The organism is Nocardioides gansuensis, assembly GCF_003076135.1.
Classification (GTDB): Bacteria; Actinomycetota; Actinomycetes; order Propionibacteriales; family Nocardioidaceae; genus Nocardioides; species Nocardioides gansuensis.
This window is the reverse complement of the sequence record NZ_QDGZ01000005.1, coordinates 191,374-206,248: the sequence shown is the minus strand read 5'-3', so window position 1 is coordinate 206,248 and position 14,875 is coordinate 191,374. Positions and strand designations below refer to the sequence as shown.

The following is a 14,875-nucleotide window of genomic DNA, read 5'->3' as shown; positions in this document are numbered from 1 at the left end:
CCGGGACGCCTCGGAGGGGTGCCGGAGTGGCCGATCGGAACCGCCTTGAAAGCGGTCGTAGCGAGAGCTACCGCGGGTTCGAATCCCGCCCCCTCTGCCAAGCGGAGCGGAGCGACGCGCCGCAGAGGGGGCGTGGCCGGGTCCGGCGGCTGCCAAGCGGAGCGGAGCGACGCGCCGCAGAGGGGGCGTGGCCGGGTCCGGCGGCTGCCAAGCGGAGCGGAGCGACGCGCCGCAGAGGGGGCGTGGCCGGGTCCGGCGGCTGCGAAAAGCGGGCTACTCGGAGCCGCCCAGCTCCAGCTCGACCTCGTCGTAGGCCAGGTCGCGCAGCCGCTGCAGATGGCGGTCGATGTCGCCCAGCAGGCGCAGGAGCTCGTCCCGCACCGGCTCCACCTCGTGGGTCTCCAGCAGCTTCGGGCCCAGCGCACCGAGCCGGGTCAGGAGCGCGTTGCGCTCGCGCAGCGACGCGCCCTGGCGGGCCGCCAGCCAGGCGTCGCCCAGCGTGTCGGTCTCGCGGATGAGCAGGTCGCGCACCGCAGCCATCCGCTGACGCACGGACCACCGCCAGGTGCCGAGCGAGGGACCACTGGCCGGCGGGTGCTCGAGGGCCCGGCGCAGCTCGTGCAGTGCGGTGTCCGTGGACAGCATCCTGTGACCTCCCGAGTGCGGCAGCCGGTGAGTCCTTCGAGTGTGGCGGTGGTGCGGGACCCGGGCAAGGGCGGGCCGACCGGCTTGTGTTCAATGGAGTCGTGCCGTCCGACTATCGACTCGCGCCCGCCGTCGCCGCCCGACTGATGGGGGTCGTCCTGGTCGCGACCGCTCTGCTGGTCTTCGTCGCGACCGCCCTGGTGGCTTTCCTCGACCTCCACACGGCGGTCCTGCTCGTGCCGGTCGTGCTCGGGCTCGCCGTGCTGCTCTCCGCGGGCGTCCTGCTGGCCCGCCGTGGCTGGGTGGTGCGGATGACCGACGAGGGCTACCGCGTCCAGTGGGTGCGGGGTGCCGGCGAGACCGCCGCCCGGTGGAAGGACGTCGAGGAGGCGGTCACCACGACGAGGTACGGCGCGCCCGTCGTCGTACTCCGCCTGCGCAACGGGCGCAGCACCACGATTCCCGTGCAGATGCTTGCGGTGGACCGCGAGCAGTTCGCCCGGGAGCTGCAGCAGCACCTCCGCGACGGCCAGGGACTGCGACCCCTCTGAGCGTCCCTTGCGAGGCAGTCGGCAGCCTCGACGCCCCTGATTGGCACCGCCGTCCCCGCGCCTAGTAACCTGTCCGGGCTCCGGCTTGCACGGAGCGCTGGAGGCGTCGCCTAGTCCGGTCTATGGCGCCCGCCTGCTAAGCGGGTTTGGGGCTACAACCCCATCGAGGGTTCAAATCCCTCCGCCTCCGCCGCATCCGCTGGCCTCCCGTCCGGGGGGCCAGCGGACCTGTTGTGCGACTCTTCTGCGCAGGTCCGCACCTGTGAGCGAGAATGTGCAGCACTCGGACTCCCAGAGCAAGGTGATCACCATGACCCCTGCACGCCGCATCGCTGCTGCGACGCTCGCCGCCCTCCTCGGCCTCGGCCTCGCCGCCACCACGACGTCGTCGGCCCACGGCGACACCACGTGGGGCGGAGGCGGCATCGTCAGCCCGGACAAGCCCGGCAAGAAGTGACCCACGACTGATTCAATCGTCCCGGTCGGCCAGCTCCTGTCCGGAGACTCCACGCTGCCCGAGCACGTAGCCGAGCTGGAAACGCGTCTCGACCTCGAACTCCTCCTTGAGGTCGGCCACGTAGCCGGCATAGGTGCGGGTGCTGACCCCGACCCGCTTCGCGCCGGCAGGATCGGCATAGCCCTCGATCAGCATCCGGATCGTCATCGCGCGCTGCTCCGCCGCGATGTCCTCGAGCAGCGTCGTGTCGCGGTTGATGAACGGGCGCGCCCGCTCCCAGGACCGCTCGAAGATGTCGACGAGGTAGGCCACGATCGAGGGCTCGCGGATCACCACCGCCATGTTGAGGCTGTCGTGGCCGGGGATCATGGCGAGCCTGCGGTCGAATACCAGCATCCGGTTGAAGAACTCGTCGAGGGTGCGGACCTCGGCGCCCTCGGCCGTCACCGCCGCGACGTACTTGTGGGTGACCGCGTGGCGGCGCGCCGAGTGCTGGTAGAGCGTGCGCATCTTCACACCTCGGCGCAGGGCCTCGCTCTCCCGCTCGATCGCCTCGGCCAGCTGTCGTGCGTCACGGCCGGTCTGGGGCTGCGCGGTGAGCAGCTCCTGCTCGACCTCGGCCACCTGCGAGGTGATGAAGGCCAGGATGGCCGGCACGCCGCGGATCTCGGTGAACGGGCCGCGCACCGACTCCGGCGACCGCCGCCAGCTGTGCGAGAGCGCGCCGAACGCCTCGGCCCACGCGGCGGACTCCGCGATCAGCCGGGTGCCCTCCTGCCCCAGGGGTGTGACGACGCGCGACTGGACGGCGGCGGGGTCGACCGGGAGCCACCGCTCACCACCCGGATCCCGGACGACCAGGCCGAGCTCGACGAGCAGGTCGAACGCCGTCTTCTGCGGGCCGCCCTCGGCGATGGTGGGGTCGTCGACGCACAGGCCTGCCTGGGCGACGATCTCCTCGTAGAGGTCCGTCGCCGCGGTCGTGAACAGCTCCCGCCTGGCCGCGTGCTCGGGCACTCCACCAGCCTCCCCTCGTGTCCACCTGGTCCGGCCCCGATCGTCGCACAAGCCGAGGCCCCTGAAATGCGCTGACCCGGCAGAAGTCGCCGGCGCTCCTGTGGAGGGCCGTCGACGCCTGCCGGGTCGGCGGGGTGACGGGGCGATCAGGCGTCGAGGCGGGCCTTCAGGCCGTCGAGCTCGGTCCAGAGCACGGACGGCAGGTCGTCGCCGAACTTCTCGAACCACTCCTGGATCTGCGGGATCTCGGCCTTCCACTCCTCGACGTCCACGGCGAGGGCCTGGGCCAGCTCCTCGTCGGTGAGGTCGAGGCCGTCGACGTCGAGTGCGCCCGGCGCCGGCACGTGGCCGATGGGGGTCTCGACCGCAGCGGCCTGCCCGTCGATGCGCTCGACGACCCACTTGAGGACGCGGGAGTTCTCACCGAAGCCGGGCCACAGGAAGCCGCCGTCCTCGCCACGGCGGAACCAGTTGACGTAGAAGATCTTCGGGAGCCTGGACGCGTCGTTGTCCTTGCCGATGTTGATCCAGTGGCCGAAGTAGTCACCGGCGTTGTAGCCGATGAACGGCAGCATCGCCATCGGGTCGCGGCGCACGACGCCGACCGCCCCGGTGGCCGCGGCGGTGGTCTCCGACGAGAGCGTGGCGCCCATGAACGTGCCGTGGGTCCAGTCGCGGGCCTCGGTCACGAGCGGGACCGTCGTCTTGCGGCGGCCGCCGAAGAGGATCGCGTCGATCGGCACGCCGCGCGGGTCGTCGTACTCCGGAGCGAGCATGTCGCACTGCTTGATGGGCGTGCAGTAGCGGCTGTTGGCGTGGCTGGACAGCTCCTCGCTGTCCGGCGTCCATGGCTCGCCCTTCCACGAGGTCGCCCGGGCCGGCGGGTTCTCCAGGCCCTCCCACCAGACGTCGCCGTCCTCGGTGAGCGCGACGTTGGTGAAGACCGAGTTGCCCTTGTTGATGGTGGCCATCGCGTTGGGGTTGGTGTGCTCGTTGGTGCCGGGGGCGACACCGAAGAAGCCGTACTCCGGGTTGACGGCCCACAGGCGGCCGTCGTCGCCGATGCGCATCCAGGCGATGTCGTCGCCGATGGCCTCGACCTTCCAGCCCGGGATGGTCGGCTTGAGCATCGCGAGGTTGGTCTTGCCGCAGGCGCTCGGAAAGGCGGCCGCGACGTACTTGGTCACCCCGGCGGGCGAGGTGAGCTTGAGGATGAGCATGTGCTCGGCCATCCAGCCCTCGTCGCGGGCCATCACCGAGGCGATGCGCAGCGCGTAGCACTTCTTGCCGAGCAGGGCGTTGCCGCCGTAGCCGGATCCGAAGGACCAGATCATCCGCTCCTCGGGGAACTGGACGATGTACTTGGTGTCGTTGCACGGCCACGGGACGTCGGCCTGGCCGGGCTCGAGCGGCATGCCGACCGAGTGCAGCGCGGGGACCCACTGGAAGTCCTCGCCGGCGGCCTCGAGCTCCTCCATCTTGCGGAGCACCTCGGTGCCCATCCGCGCCATCACGGACATCGACACCGTGACGTAGGCGGAGTCGGTGATCTCGACGCCGAACATCGGCTTCTCGGCCTCGAGGTGACCCATCACGAACGGGATGACGTACATCGTGCGGCCCTTCATGCAGCCGGCGTAGAGCCCGCGCATGAGGTCCTTCATCTGGTCGGGGTCCATCCAGTTGTTGGTCGGACCCGCGTCGCGCTCGTCGACCGAGCAGATGTAGGTGCGGTCCTCGACGCGCGCCACGTCCGTGGGGTCGGAGGCGGCGTAGAAGGAGTTGGGCTTGAGCTCGGGGTTGAGCCGGGTGAACGTGCCCGTCCCGACGAGGGCGTCGGTAAGCTCGGCCCACTCCTCGGGGGAGCCCGTGCACCAGTGGATGCGGTCGGGCTGGGTGAGCTCGGCGATCTCGGTGACCCAGGCCAGGATCCCCTGGTGAGTGGTGGGCCGGCCGGACGAGCCGGCGGTGGTGGTGGACTCGGTGGTGGCGGTCATGCCTGCAGGTGTCCCTCTCGCGCAATCACGGGTCGACTCGTCCTCGACGAAGGCGTCCCGGCCGTCGAGCGTCTCGACGGAGGTCGTGGAGTCTCGGTCTAGCCCGGCGTCATTGCCCGGCCACTCGGGTGCTCGGAGGCTAGCGCCGGCCCGGACTGCCTCCTATTGGATCGATCAACGCACCTCGTTGGATCGATTCAGATGTGAGCCGGGCCACATCCGCAGACACAGCGACGCGGTGCCGCGCCTCCGTCGGAGGTGCGGCACCGCGTCCAGGAGCAGCTTGCGGGCGGGTCCTTCAGGCCTCTTCGGCGTCGAGGTCGGCGGCCACCCGGCGGTGGGCCTCCCAGATCTCGTCGGGCAGGTTGGCGAACTGCTTGAGGTGCTCCTCGCGGAACCCCATCTCCTGCTGCCAGCGGGCCTTGTCGATGGTGAGGATGCGCTCGAGGTCCTCGGCGGGGACGTCCATGCCCTCGAGGTTGAGCTCCTCCTCCTTCGGCAGGATGCCCACCGCCGTACGACGTCCCTCGACCTCGCCGTTCTTCAACTGCAGCAGCCACAGCAGCGGGCGCAGGTTGTCGCGGTAGCCGGGCCACAGGAAGTGACCGTCCTCCGGGTCGCGCTGGAACCAGTTGACGTGGGCGAAGATCGGCTGCTCCGACGCGGCACCGACGACGTCGAGGTAGTGGCGCGCGTAGTCGCCCTCGCTGTAGGCCATGAACGGCCGGTTGGACATCGGGTCGTAGCGCAGCTGGCCGTCGACGCCCTCGGCGGCGAAGGTCGCCTCGGCGCCCAGGGTCAGCCCGTCGTAGACGCCCTCGGCGAGGTCGGTGATGGCGCGGATCAGCGGCTCGCGGTCGCGGGTGCGGCCGCCGAAGATGATCGCGTCGATCGGGACGCCGGCCGGCTCGTCGTAGTCCTGGGCGATGTTGGGGACGTTGTCGAGCGTGGTGGTGAAGCGGCTGTTCGGGTGGGCCCACGGCTCGCCGGCCTGCTCCGGCGAGCGGTCGGCGATCGGGTCACCCTTCCAGTCCAGCCAGCCGGTGGTGTCGGCCGGCGGCTCGGGCGTGCGGCCCTCCCACCAGACCTCCTGCGTCGCCGGGTTGTAGGCGACGTTGGTGAAGATCGTGCCGGTGCCCGGGGCGACCGACCGCAGGGCGGTCGGGTTGGTGTTCTCGTTGGTGTCCTTGGCGACGCCGAAGACGCCGTACTCGGGGTTCATGCCGTAGAGGCGGCCGTCCTGGCCCACCCACAGCCAGGCGATGTCGTCGCCGTAGAAGGAGACGTGATAGCGGTCGCCGAGGGTGTCGGGGGCCAGCATCATCGCGAGGTTGGTCTTGCCCGAGGCGCTCGGGAAGCCACCGCAGATGTGGTAGTCCTTGCCGGTCTCCTTGTCGTGGATCCCGATGAGCATGTACTGCTCGCCCAGGAACTTCTTCGACGCCCAGCCGTCGTACGCCGCCTGGCGCAGGCCGTGGGCGATCTTCCCGAGCAGCGCGTTGCCGCCGTAGGAGGAGCCGAAGTGCAGGATCGTGCGCTCGTCGGCCACGGTGACGAAGTAGCGCTGGTCGTCGGGGGTGCCCTGGCCGAGGTTCTCGAGGTCGCCGGTGACGTGGACGGCGCGGACGAACAGGTCCGGGTCCTCGAGGTCGTTGAGGTAGTCGACGCCGACCCGGGCCATCCGGATCATGTGCAGCACGACGGTGCGGGTGTCGGTCAGCTCGACGCCGGCGGCCCACGGGGCGAGGTCGTTGCCGGGCGGGGACATCAGGTAGGGGACGACGTACATCGTCTTGCCCGCGGAGGCACCCCGCATGCGGTCGTGGAGCAGGGGCTTCATCTCCGAGGACGGACGCCAGTTGTTGTAGACACCCTTGTCGGCCTCGTTGCTGGTCGACACGATGGTGCGCTCCTCCGAGCGCGCGGTGTCCTTGTGATAGCTCCGGGAGTAGTAGCGACCCTCCCCCGCCGGCTCCAGCTCTCCCGCGTCCAGGGCCTCCTGGATCAGTCGTGCGTCGTCGGCGGCGGTGACCACCTCGACGCGCTCGGCACCTGTCAGCTCCGCGTAGTAAGCGACGTATTCACGGACCTTCGGATTGCTCAGTCCAGCCGCATCGAGGGCTGCCTCAACGTCTGCCATCTGCCTCGCTCCATCTTGTCGACCGCCCCGATCGACCGGGGACTGGTGCCTAGGCACACTAGTGCCCGGAGACGTCCTGATTTCGCTGGGGCTCGATCTGTCGGCTACTCTCTTCCAGTCCTCGCCTCGGTGAGGACGGGCGCCTGTAGCTCAACGGATAGAGCATCTGACTACGGATCAGAAGGTTTGGGGTTCGAATCCCTACAGGCGCGCAACACCAAGACCGCAGCCAGCACCCCGCTGACCTGCGGTTTTGCGTTTCCGTGGTCCGCTGGGGTCAGAAGGGCAACGCACCGGGAGTGCCCGTACTGCAACGGCGTACTGCAACGGCGTACTGCAACGGCGCCGTTGAGCCCTGTGACGGGAGTGACGTAGTGGGTATCACTCGTCTCCCTCGAAGAGAATTCCGAGCTTGTCCAGGGCAGACCGCTTCTCATCGAGCGTGACGTGTCCGTAGACGTTCATCGTCATCTCGATCGTGGAGTGCCCGACGATCTCCATGGCCGTCCGGGGCGGAACCCCGAGGGCGAGCAGGATCGACACGCACCCATGCCGGAAGTCGTGGAGGGGTACGACGCGCACGCCGGCCTTCTTCGCGGGCCTCTTGCACGATCCGTGTGACGGTTCCCGACGACGCGGACGCGTTCATCGCCAAGCCCTTCAGGCCACTCGAGCTTCCGGCCCTGGTGCACGAGGTCCTCGCCCGGACGCCCCGCGGAGCCCTGCCTCCGGCGAGGATGAAGTAGCGGAGCAAGACCACAGCGACAGGGAGCCGACCCCGTCCCACGGGGAAGGTCGGGGCCGGCTCGGCCTGGTCCCGAGGGAGCTCGCTGCACCCGACTCTCCTCCCGGGCCGGGAGCGGAGCAATCCCACAAACAGCCCATTTCACCTGGAGGGCGCGCCCCTGGTACGGCGGCGCGCACGGGCGTCCGGGGCGCCTGCATGCCCTGCAACAGCGTCGGGTACCCGCCCCGCATGGAGGCCGGAGAGACGACCCGCTGGTGGCAGGACGCCGTCGTCTACCAGGCGGCTATCGCGCAGTTCGCCCACGAGGAGGGCCGCGACGGCGACCTCATGGGACTTCTCGACCGGCTCGACCACGTGGCCGACCTGGGTGCCACCTGCCTGTGGTTGCTGCCGTTCTACGAGTCCCCCTTCGAGGACGGCGGTTACGACGTCACCGACCACCAGGCCGTCGCGTCGCGCTACGGCACGCTGGCGGACCTGGACAAGGTCGTGCTGCGGGCACACGAGCTCGGCCTCAGGGTGGTCGTGGAGCTCGTGGTGCAGCACACCTCGATCCGGCATCCGTGGTTCGAGTCGGCGCGCCGACATCCGGACTCCCCCTACCGGGACTGGTTCATCTGGACCGACGACCCGGAGCACGACCCGGCCACCGAGGAGCCGATCTTCCCCACCGTCGAGAGGTCGGTGTGGAGCCTCGACGCGGTCTCGGGCCGCTTCTACCGCCACCTCTTCTACCGCCACGAGCCGGACCTCGACCCCACGGCACCCGGCGTGGTCGACGAGATCGAGCGGATCGTGCGCTTCTGGCTCGACCGCGGCGTCGACGGCTTCCGGATCGATGCCGCGTCCCACCTCGTGGACCGTGCCGCACAGCGCGAGGGCACCGACGACGGCTTCTGGGTTCTCCGGCGGATCTCCCGCCTGCTGGAGGACGCCGCCCCGGGGACCGTGCTGATGGGCGAGGCCGACGTCCGGCCGGACGGCTACGCCGACTACTTCGCAGCCGGGCTCGACCTCCTCACCGACTTCTGGTCCAACAGCCACCTGTGGCTCGCACTGGCCCGTCAGCAGGCCGCTCCCCTGGCCGAGGCCCTCGCGCGCCAGCCGGACCCGCCGCCGAGCGCGGCGTACGCGCGCTTCCTGCGCAACCACGACGAGCTCGACCTCGAGCGGCTCAGCGAGGAGGAGCGGGCCGAGGTGGTCGCCGCCTTCGCGCCGGAGCCCCGGATGCAGGCCTACGGCCGGGGGATCCGCCGGCGCCTCGCGGCGATGCTCGACACCGGGTCGCCGGGTGAGGGCGACCGCCGCGTCGCGCTCGCCCACGCCGTCCTGATGTCACTGCCCGGCGCCGCGGTGATGCTCTACGGCGACGAGGTCGGGCAGGACGAGGACTTGCAGCGGCCGGGGCGGTCGGCGGTCCGCACGCCGATGGCCTGGGACCGCGTGCGCGACGACAACCCCCTTCTCGAGGAGGTACGCCGCGTGGTCGCGGCCCGGTGTGAGCTGCCCCGCCTGGCCACGGCCCGGGTGGAGGTCGCAGACGTCGGCCACCCGGCCGTGCTGGCGATCTGTCGTGGCGAGGTGCTGATGCTGGCCAACCTCTCGGGTCGGCCGGTCGACGTGACGATGCCGCCCGGGGACTGGCGCCCGGTCCTCGTGGGTGGCGATGGAACCGATCAGGAGGCCGCCGGGCGACTCCGGATCGGGCCGCACGGGTACTGGTGGGGCACAGCCCATGGAGGTGTGACATGACGGAGTACGGCTACTACGCGTCCCACGAGCAGTTTCCACCCGAGGAGCTGGTGGAGCTCGCGATGCTCGCGGAGGAGTGCGGCTTCGACGCCGTGCACAGCACCAACCACTTCGGTGCGCACGGCGGCGAGGCGGGCTTCGCGTGGAGCTGGCTGGGGGCGACGATGTGCCGCACCCGCGTGCCGTTCGAGGTGGTGACCACGCCGGGGTGGCGGTTCCACCCCGCCCAGGTGGCCCACTCGATCTCGACCACCTGCCGGATCTTCCCGGGCCGCCTGGTGCCCGCGCTCGCCTCCGACGAGACCGCCGACCAGCCGGTCCAGTCGTGGCCCGGTCACGCCGAGCGGAGCGCCCGCCTGGCCGAGTCGGCGACCGTGATCCGCGCCCTGCTCTCGGGCCGGGCCGAGAGCGACGAGCCCTTCACGTCGACGGCGCCCGTGCCGGGCTGGACCCTCCCCGAGGTGCCGCCTCCGCTCTTCGGGGCGGCGACGACGCCCACCGCCGCGGCAGAGCTCGCCTCCTGGGCCGACGGCCTGATCACGGTCGGCACCCGGCCGGACGAGGTGGTCCCGGTGGCCAGTGCCTTCCGCGCCCGGGCCGGCCCGGACAAGCCGGTCCACCTCCAGGTGGACGTGGCGTGGCGACCCTCCCTGGAGGAGGCCCAGGAGGAGGCCCTGCTGCACTGGAGCGCCAAGCCGGTGCGGCCCGGGCGGGTCGCAGGTGACGACTTCAGCGAGGTGGCCATCGTCACCGACGACGCCCACGAGCTCTCCACCCGCCTCGAGGAGCTGGCGGCCCTGGGGATCGACCGGATCCTCCTGCACCCCGTGGGCACGGACCAGGCCGGCTTCCTCCGGTCGTTCGACAAGGAGGTGCGGCCCCTCCTCTGAGGGGGCCGTAGGGCTACTGGTTGGGGTTGCCCTGCGTGGTCGACCGCCTGCTCCACGCCGTCGTGACGCGCACAGCTCGCGCAGCAGTAGACCTGGTTGGTCACCTGGATCCCGTGGCCGAGGATGCGGCAGCCGCAGTGGCCGCAGGTCGGCGCGATCAGGTGCGCCGCGCACTCGAGGCTGTCGAAGGTGAGCTCCCCACCGTCGTGCGTGCGCACGGTGAACGCGCGGGCATAGTCATTGCCGCAGGTGTCGCAGACAGGCATCGCGATGGCCTCCTTCGGGCCGGTGGCCGCGTCCGGTACCCCACCCCTGAGGACTGCATGCCGACTCTTCCGGCCGGGTACCGCGCCCGCATGAGCACCCACGGCCCGGAAGACCCCGACTCGGTCGACCCGACGAACCAGTCCGGTCGCCCCTTCATGGTCACCGGCGCGATCCTCCTCCTGCTGCTCGTGCTCGCCGTGCTGGTCGTCATCGGCGTGACGACGATCGCCTGAGGGAAGGGACCCGATGATCCGTCCCGGCCGGTCGCTGTGGCTCGACCGGCCGAGCACGGCGGGGTTTCCCCGGCTCGCGTCCGACCTCGACTGCGAGGTGCTCGTGATCGGGGGCGGCATGACGGGGACGTGCACCGCCTGGGAGCTGGCCACGTCGGGGGTCGACGTGGTGCTGCTCGAGGCGACCCGGATCGCCGGCGGCACCACTGGGGCCTCGACCGCGAAGGTGACGGCCCTCCAGGCCACGGCGTACTCCCAGCTGGTGCGGCTCGTCGGCATCGAGCGGGCCCGCGCGTACGCCGAGGTGCAGATGCTTGCCGTCGAGCACCTCGCGACGGTCGGCGAGCGGCTGGGCGCGGAGGCCTGGATGGAGCGCTGCCCCAGCTGGCTCTTCGCCGAGACCGAGGAGGGTGCCGAAGCCCTGGCGGCCGAGCGCGAGGCCGCCCAGAAGTGCGGCCTCCGGATCGACGGCGACCAGGACCCAGCTCTGCCCTTCCCCGGTCACGGGTGCCCTGTCCGTCGCCGACCAGCTGCTGATCGACCCCGTCGCCCTGTTCGGAGCGCTCGCCGAGGACGCCCAGCGGCACGGCGCCCGCGTCGCCGAGGACACCCCGGTGGTCGAGCTGGACACCGGTGACCCGCACCGGGCCGTCACCCGCGACGGCCACGTGGTCCGGGCCAGGCAGGTGGTCATCGCCACCCACTTCCCCGCCTTCGAGCGGGGGCTGCTCTTCGCCCGGCTCCGCGTGCGGCGGGAGCACGTGCTGCTGGGCCGCGCGACCGTGGCCGTCCGGGACATGTACGTGAGCGTGGAGGACGACCTCCGCGCCGTACGCCGGGTGACCGGCGCCGAGGGCGACCTGCTGATGGTCTCAGGGGCACCGTTCGCGCCGGGCTCCGCGTCCGCCGAGGAGCGCCGGTCCGATCTTGTGGAGTGGGCACGCACCCACCTCGACGGCTTCACGCCCGACCGCGTGTGGTCGGCACAGGACTGCATCTCCCCGGACGGGCTGCCGTTCGTCGGCGAGCTGCGCCCGTTCACCCATCACGGCGTCGGGGTCTGGGGGGCGACCGGCTTCGGCGGCTGGGGGCTGAGCAACGGCGTTGCCGCCGGTGTCCTGCTGCGCGACCTGGTGCTCGGCGCCGACCCCCACGGCTGGCGCGAGCTCTTCACGACCGCCCGCGGACGACCGCGCCACGAGGTGCCGCGGGTGGTGTCCCAGGGCGTGAAGCACCTCCGCGGTGCCAGCGCCCGCCGCACCCTGCCCCGGCTCGAGACCCGTGAGGCGCTGGCGTCGCTCGCCGGGCTGGCCCGTGGTGACGCCGTACGCCTCCAGGTGGACGGCGAGACCGTGGCAGTCCACCGGGACGACAGCGGCCGGCTGCACGCCGTCTCCGCCACCTGCACGCACATGGGGTGCCTGGTCGACTTCGACCCCGCGAGCGACGAGTGGGCCTGCCCGTGCCACGGCTCCCGCTTCTCGCTCGACGGCACAGTGACCGAGGGACCGGCCGTCGAGGGGCTGCGGCACCTCGACCTCGGACCCGAGGACGACACGGGTGTCTCCCCTCCGCGGTCGGGTACCGGAAACCGGCCCTACCTGAGGAAAGGAGACGCCATGCCACGCAGCAAGCACGGCCCGAGCGTGAAGGATCCCGGGCTCTACGAGGAGCTCCGTGACGACGGCGCGAGCAAGGAGAAGGCGGCCCGGATCGCCAACGCGGCCGCGGGCAGCTCGCGCTCGGAGGTCGGCCGCAAGGGCGGGAAGTCGGGCGACTACGAGGACTGGACCGTCGAGGAGCTTCGCAAGCGCGCGGCCGTGATCGGCATCGAGGGCCGGTCGTCGATGGACAAATCCGAGCTCATCGACGCGCTCCGCCACCACTGAAGGCCCACATAAGTGACGGCCGAGTCGCAGCTGCGTAAGCTGCGGTCGGCCGTCGCGCGGCGGTACCCACTCGAGTGCAATCCCATGCATTTCTCCCCAAGGACTAGCGCGTCTAGTCAAATGTGGCTAGGTTCAAAATCGATTCGACCTCGCTGAAACAGCCCGGCGAGCATGCGATTCACCTCCGGGAGAAACCATGCATATCCAGGCTCCCCCGCTGCCGCGCTCCGAGCGCCAGGCCGCCACGAACGAGCTTCTTCGTATCGCCCGCGACCGCCGCCAGCCCGCCCCCGACCGCCGCGCCGCACTCGACGAGGCCGTCGTCCTGAACATGCCGGTCGCCGCCAGCATCGCGGCCCGGCACCGCGGTCGGGGCATCCCGATCGACGACCTCGAGCAGGTCGCCTCGCTGGCCCTGGTCAAGGTCGCGAAGCGGTTCGACCCCGCCCAGGGGAAGGACTTCCTGACCTACGCCGTGCCCTCGATCCGCGGCGAGGTGAAGCGACACTTCCGCGACAAGGGCTGGACGGTGCGTCCACCCCGGCCCGTCCAGGAGGCCCAGTCCCGGGTGATCACCGCCCGCGACGAGCTGGAGGGCGAGCTCGGCCGTCCGCCCCATGCCGACGAGATCGCGGCCCACCTCGACATCGACGTGGAGACCGTGAAGGAGGCGCTCGCGGCCCAGGGGTGCTTCCACCCCGTCTCGCTCGACCAGCCGGTCGGTGAGGGCTCCGCCACGACGCTGGGCGACCAGCTCGCCGGCGACCTGTCGCCGGAGGAGCTGGTCGAGGCGCGGGTGATGATCGAGGCGGCAGTGCGCCGGCTCGAGCCCCGCGACCGCGTGATCGTGCGGATGCGCTGGTTCGAGGACCGGACGCAGCAGGAGATCGCCGACGTGATCGGCGTGACCCAGATGCAGGTCTCGCGCCTGATCGCCCGGATCCTCGACGACCTCAGGAGCTATCTCGAGGGGCCACCGGACGCCGCCTGAGGCGGTGCCGGCGGCAGGCTGCGGGTCATCACCAGCTGCTCGGCGACCGTGTGGAGCTTGACGTTGTGGTGCTGGGAGTAGCGCATCAGCACCGCGAACGCCTGGTCCGCGTCGATCGCGAACCGCTCCATCAGGATGCCCTGCGCCTGCCCGATCAGCTTGCGGGCGTCGATCGCCTTCCACAGGTTCTCGCTGTCGCGCGCGTTGTCGAGCGCGATGGCGGCGTGCCGCGCGAGCACGTGGGCGACCTGGCGGTCGTGCAGGTCGAAGTGGTCGGGCTCGGGGTCGTAGAAGTTGAGACTCCCGATCGTCGTGGACGAGGTGTAGAGGCGCATCCCGAGCATGCTGCGGATGCCGGTCGACGCCACCAGGCTCGCCCACTCGGGCCAGCGCGCCTCGGTGCGCACGTCGCGCACCAGGACGCTGGTCCGGTCGGAGAGCACCTCGATGTCCGGCCCCTGGCCGATCTGCATCTGGATGGCGTCGAGCTTGGCGACGACATCATCGGTCGCGGCGATCGTCTCCACCTTCTTGCCCTTGTGCACGAAGATCACGCCCGCGTGGGCACAGCCGAGCGCCTTGAGCGCGAACTCGAGGAGCCGGTCGACGGTGTCCTCCATCGTCGGCTCGTGGTGGAGCTGGACCGCCATGTCGGCGATCGTGGAGGCGAGTGCCCCTGCGTCGAGGGACGGGTCGGTGTCGGTCACTGCTCCTCCTGCGTGGCTGGACCGGTGTCGCGCGCCGCGCCGAGCGGCAGGACGAGCAGGAGTCCGATGGTGACGGCCAGGGCTGCGGCAGCCGTGGCCAGGGCGGTCGGGCGGCCGACCACGACGTCGAAGACGAGCAGCACGATGCCTGCCATGAGCAGGGCGATCGCGGCCAGTGCCGCCTGGGTGATGCGATGTGCCGCTGCGACCAGCCGAGCCTTGATCCGCCGGCGGAACAGCCGGCGGTGGATGGCCACCGGCGCGAGGGTGAGAGCGATGGTGGCCGTGGACAACAGCACCAGGGCCAGGTAGGTGGCGGTCTGGAAGTCGTCGAGCTCCGTGAAGCGCTGCTGGAACGGGAGCGTGAGCAGGAACCCCGCGATCAGCTGGACCCCCGTCTGCGTGACGCGCAGCTCCTGGAGCAGCTCACCCCAGTTGCGATCGAGCCGCTCCTCACGCGTCTCGTTGCGTCCCCAGCCGTCTTCCGTCACGGGCGTCGACTCCTCTCCCACCACCCTGCCATCGCCTGCCCCTAGTCTTCCCTGCCCGTCAAGAGAACGAGCAACCACCCCGCCCTGTCGGTGTGCCGTG

The 14,875-nt window shown here is 70.9% G+C and carries 16 protein-coding genes and 3 tRNA genes; 12 read left to right on the top strand and 7 right to left on the bottom strand.

The features are described 5' to 3' along the window. Positions 1 to 12 precede the first annotated feature (12 nt). Positions 13 to 100 (top strand) — tRNA-Ser (locus DDE18_RS12820). A 173-nt stretch (positions 101 to 273) separates the two neighbouring features. Here the strand turns inward: DDE18_RS12820 and DDE18_RS12815 are convergent. Then, positions 274 to 645, bottom strand: coding sequence for a hypothetical protein (locus DDE18_RS12815; protein ID WP_116572661.1), 372 nt, complete (start codon positions 643 to 645; stop codon positions 274 to 276). 101 nt (positions 646 to 746) lie between these two features. On the opposite strand from DDE18_RS12815, the gene DDE18_RS12810 reads away from it, so the two are divergent. From DDE18_RS12810 to DDE18_RS22980, 3 genes are all read left to right on the top strand, one after another. Beyond that, the gene (locus DDE18_RS12810; protein WP_116572660.1) at positions 747 to 1,196 is read left to right on the top strand and encodes a hypothetical protein; all 450 of its coding nucleotides are present in this window, start codon (positions 747 to 749) and stop codon (positions 1,194 to 1,196) included. A gap of 99 nt (positions 1,197 to 1,295) precedes the next feature. After that, positions 1,296 to 1,386: transfer RNA gene (locus DDE18_RS12805), tRNA-Ser, on the top strand. 120 nt (positions 1,387 to 1,506) lie between these two features. Further along, positions 1,507 to 1,653 carry a hypothetical protein gene (locus DDE18_RS22980; protein ID WP_165821143.1) on the top strand — a complete coding sequence of 49 codons (147 nt, stop codon included), beginning with the start codon at positions 1,507 to 1,509 and terminating at the stop codon, positions 1,651 to 1,653. 12 nt (positions 1,654 to 1,665) lie between these two features. On the opposite strand, the gene DDE18_RS12795 is transcribed toward DDE18_RS22980, so the two are convergent. From DDE18_RS12795 to DDE18_RS12785, 3 genes are all read right to left on the bottom strand, one after another. Beyond that, complete coding sequence (locus DDE18_RS12795; protein WP_116572658.1) at positions 1,666 to 2,670, bottom strand: TrmB family transcriptional regulator; 1,005 nt, start codon at positions 2,668 to 2,670, stop codon at positions 1,666 to 1,668. Between the two features lie 146 nt (positions 2,671 to 2,816). Further along, positions 2,817 to 4,667, bottom strand: a complete 1,851-nt coding sequence (locus DDE18_RS12790) for a phosphoenolpyruvate carboxykinase (GTP) (protein WP_116572657.1) — start codon at positions 4,665 to 4,667, stop codon at positions 2,817 to 2,819. Between the two features lie 298 nt (positions 4,668 to 4,965). Next, positions 4,966 to 6,807: a phosphoenolpyruvate carboxykinase (GTP) gene (locus tag DDE18_RS12785; protein WP_116572656.1), complete on the bottom strand. Its 1,842-nt coding sequence runs from the start codon at positions 6,805 to 6,807 to the stop codon at positions 4,966 to 4,968. 139 nt (positions 6,808 to 6,946) lie between these two features. Between DDE18_RS12785 and DDE18_RS12780 the strand changes: the two genes are divergently transcribed. Beyond that, positions 6,947 to 7,019 (top strand) — tRNA-Arg (locus DDE18_RS12780). 169 nt (positions 7,020 to 7,188) lie between these two features. On the opposite strand, the gene DDE18_RS12775 is transcribed toward DDE18_RS12780, so the two are convergent. Continuing rightward, entirely contained in the window at positions 7,189 to 7,389 is a 201-nt protein-coding gene (locus tag DDE18_RS12775) for a tyrosine-type recombinase/integrase (protein ID WP_116572870.1), read from the bottom strand. A 35-nt stretch (positions 7,390 to 7,424) separates the two neighbouring features. Between DDE18_RS12775 and DDE18_RS24020 the strand changes: the two genes are divergently transcribed. The 7 genes from DDE18_RS24020 to DDE18_RS12745 all read left to right on the top strand — a co-directional run bounded on the left by DDE18_RS24020 (position 7,425) and on the right by DDE18_RS12745 (position 13,577). Further along, on the top strand, positions 7,425 to 7,553 hold the full coding sequence (locus DDE18_RS24020; RefSeq protein ID WP_281258376.1) for a hypothetical protein: 129 nt from the start codon (positions 7,425 to 7,427) through the stop codon (positions 7,551 to 7,553). A gap of 230 nt (positions 7,554 to 7,783) precedes the next feature. Continuing rightward, positions 7,784 to 9,307 carry an alpha-amylase family glycosyl hydrolase gene (locus tag DDE18_RS12770; protein WP_165821142.1) on the top strand — a complete coding sequence of 508 codons (1,524 nt, stop codon included), beginning with the start codon at positions 7,784 to 7,786 and terminating at the stop codon, positions 9,305 to 9,307. Then, entirely contained in the window at positions 9,304 to 10,197 is an 894-nt protein-coding gene (locus DDE18_RS12765) for an LLM class flavin-dependent oxidoreductase (protein WP_116572654.1), read from the top strand. The genes DDE18_RS12770 and DDE18_RS12765 overlap by 4 nt, the downstream gene beginning before the upstream one ends. A gap of 356 nt (positions 10,198 to 10,553) precedes the next feature. Next, entirely contained in the window at positions 10,554 to 10,697 is a 144-nt protein-coding gene (locus DDE18_RS22975) for a hypothetical protein (RefSeq protein WP_165821141.1), read from the top strand. A gap of 13 nt (positions 10,698 to 10,710) precedes the next feature. Next, entirely contained in the window at positions 10,711 to 11,334 is a 624-nt protein-coding gene (locus tag DDE18_RS24015; RefSeq protein ID WP_116572653.1) for an FAD-dependent oxidoreductase, read from the top strand. Beyond that, entirely contained in the window at positions 11,228 to 12,586 is a 1,359-nt protein-coding gene (locus tag DDE18_RS24010) for a DUF7218 family protein (protein WP_281258380.1), read from the top strand. The genes DDE18_RS24015 and DDE18_RS24010 overlap by 107 nt, the downstream gene beginning before the upstream one ends. A gap of 196 nt (positions 12,587 to 12,782) precedes the next feature. Continuing rightward, positions 12,783 to 13,577, top strand: coding sequence for a sigma-70 family RNA polymerase sigma factor (locus DDE18_RS12745; RefSeq protein ID WP_116572651.1), 795 nt, complete (start codon positions 12,783 to 12,785; stop codon positions 13,575 to 13,577). On the opposite strand, the gene DDE18_RS12740 is transcribed toward DDE18_RS12745, so the two are convergent. Together DDE18_RS12740 and DDE18_RS12735 are read right to left on the bottom strand one after the other, a co-directional pair. Further along, positions 13,547 to 14,284, bottom strand: a complete 738-nt coding sequence (locus tag DDE18_RS12740; RefSeq protein ID WP_245916664.1) for a GAF and ANTAR domain-containing protein — start codon at positions 14,282 to 14,284, stop codon at positions 13,547 to 13,549. The genes DDE18_RS12745 and DDE18_RS12740 overlap by 31 nt on opposite strands. Further along, positions 14,281 to 14,775 carry a DUF6328 family protein gene (locus DDE18_RS12735; protein ID WP_116572650.1) on the bottom strand — a complete coding sequence of 165 codons (495 nt, stop codon included), beginning with the start codon at positions 14,773 to 14,775 and terminating at the stop codon, positions 14,281 to 14,283. Before DDE18_RS12735 ends, DDE18_RS12740 begins: the two co-directional genes overlap by 4 nt. Between the last annotated feature and the right edge of the window lie 100 nt (positions 14,776 to 14,875).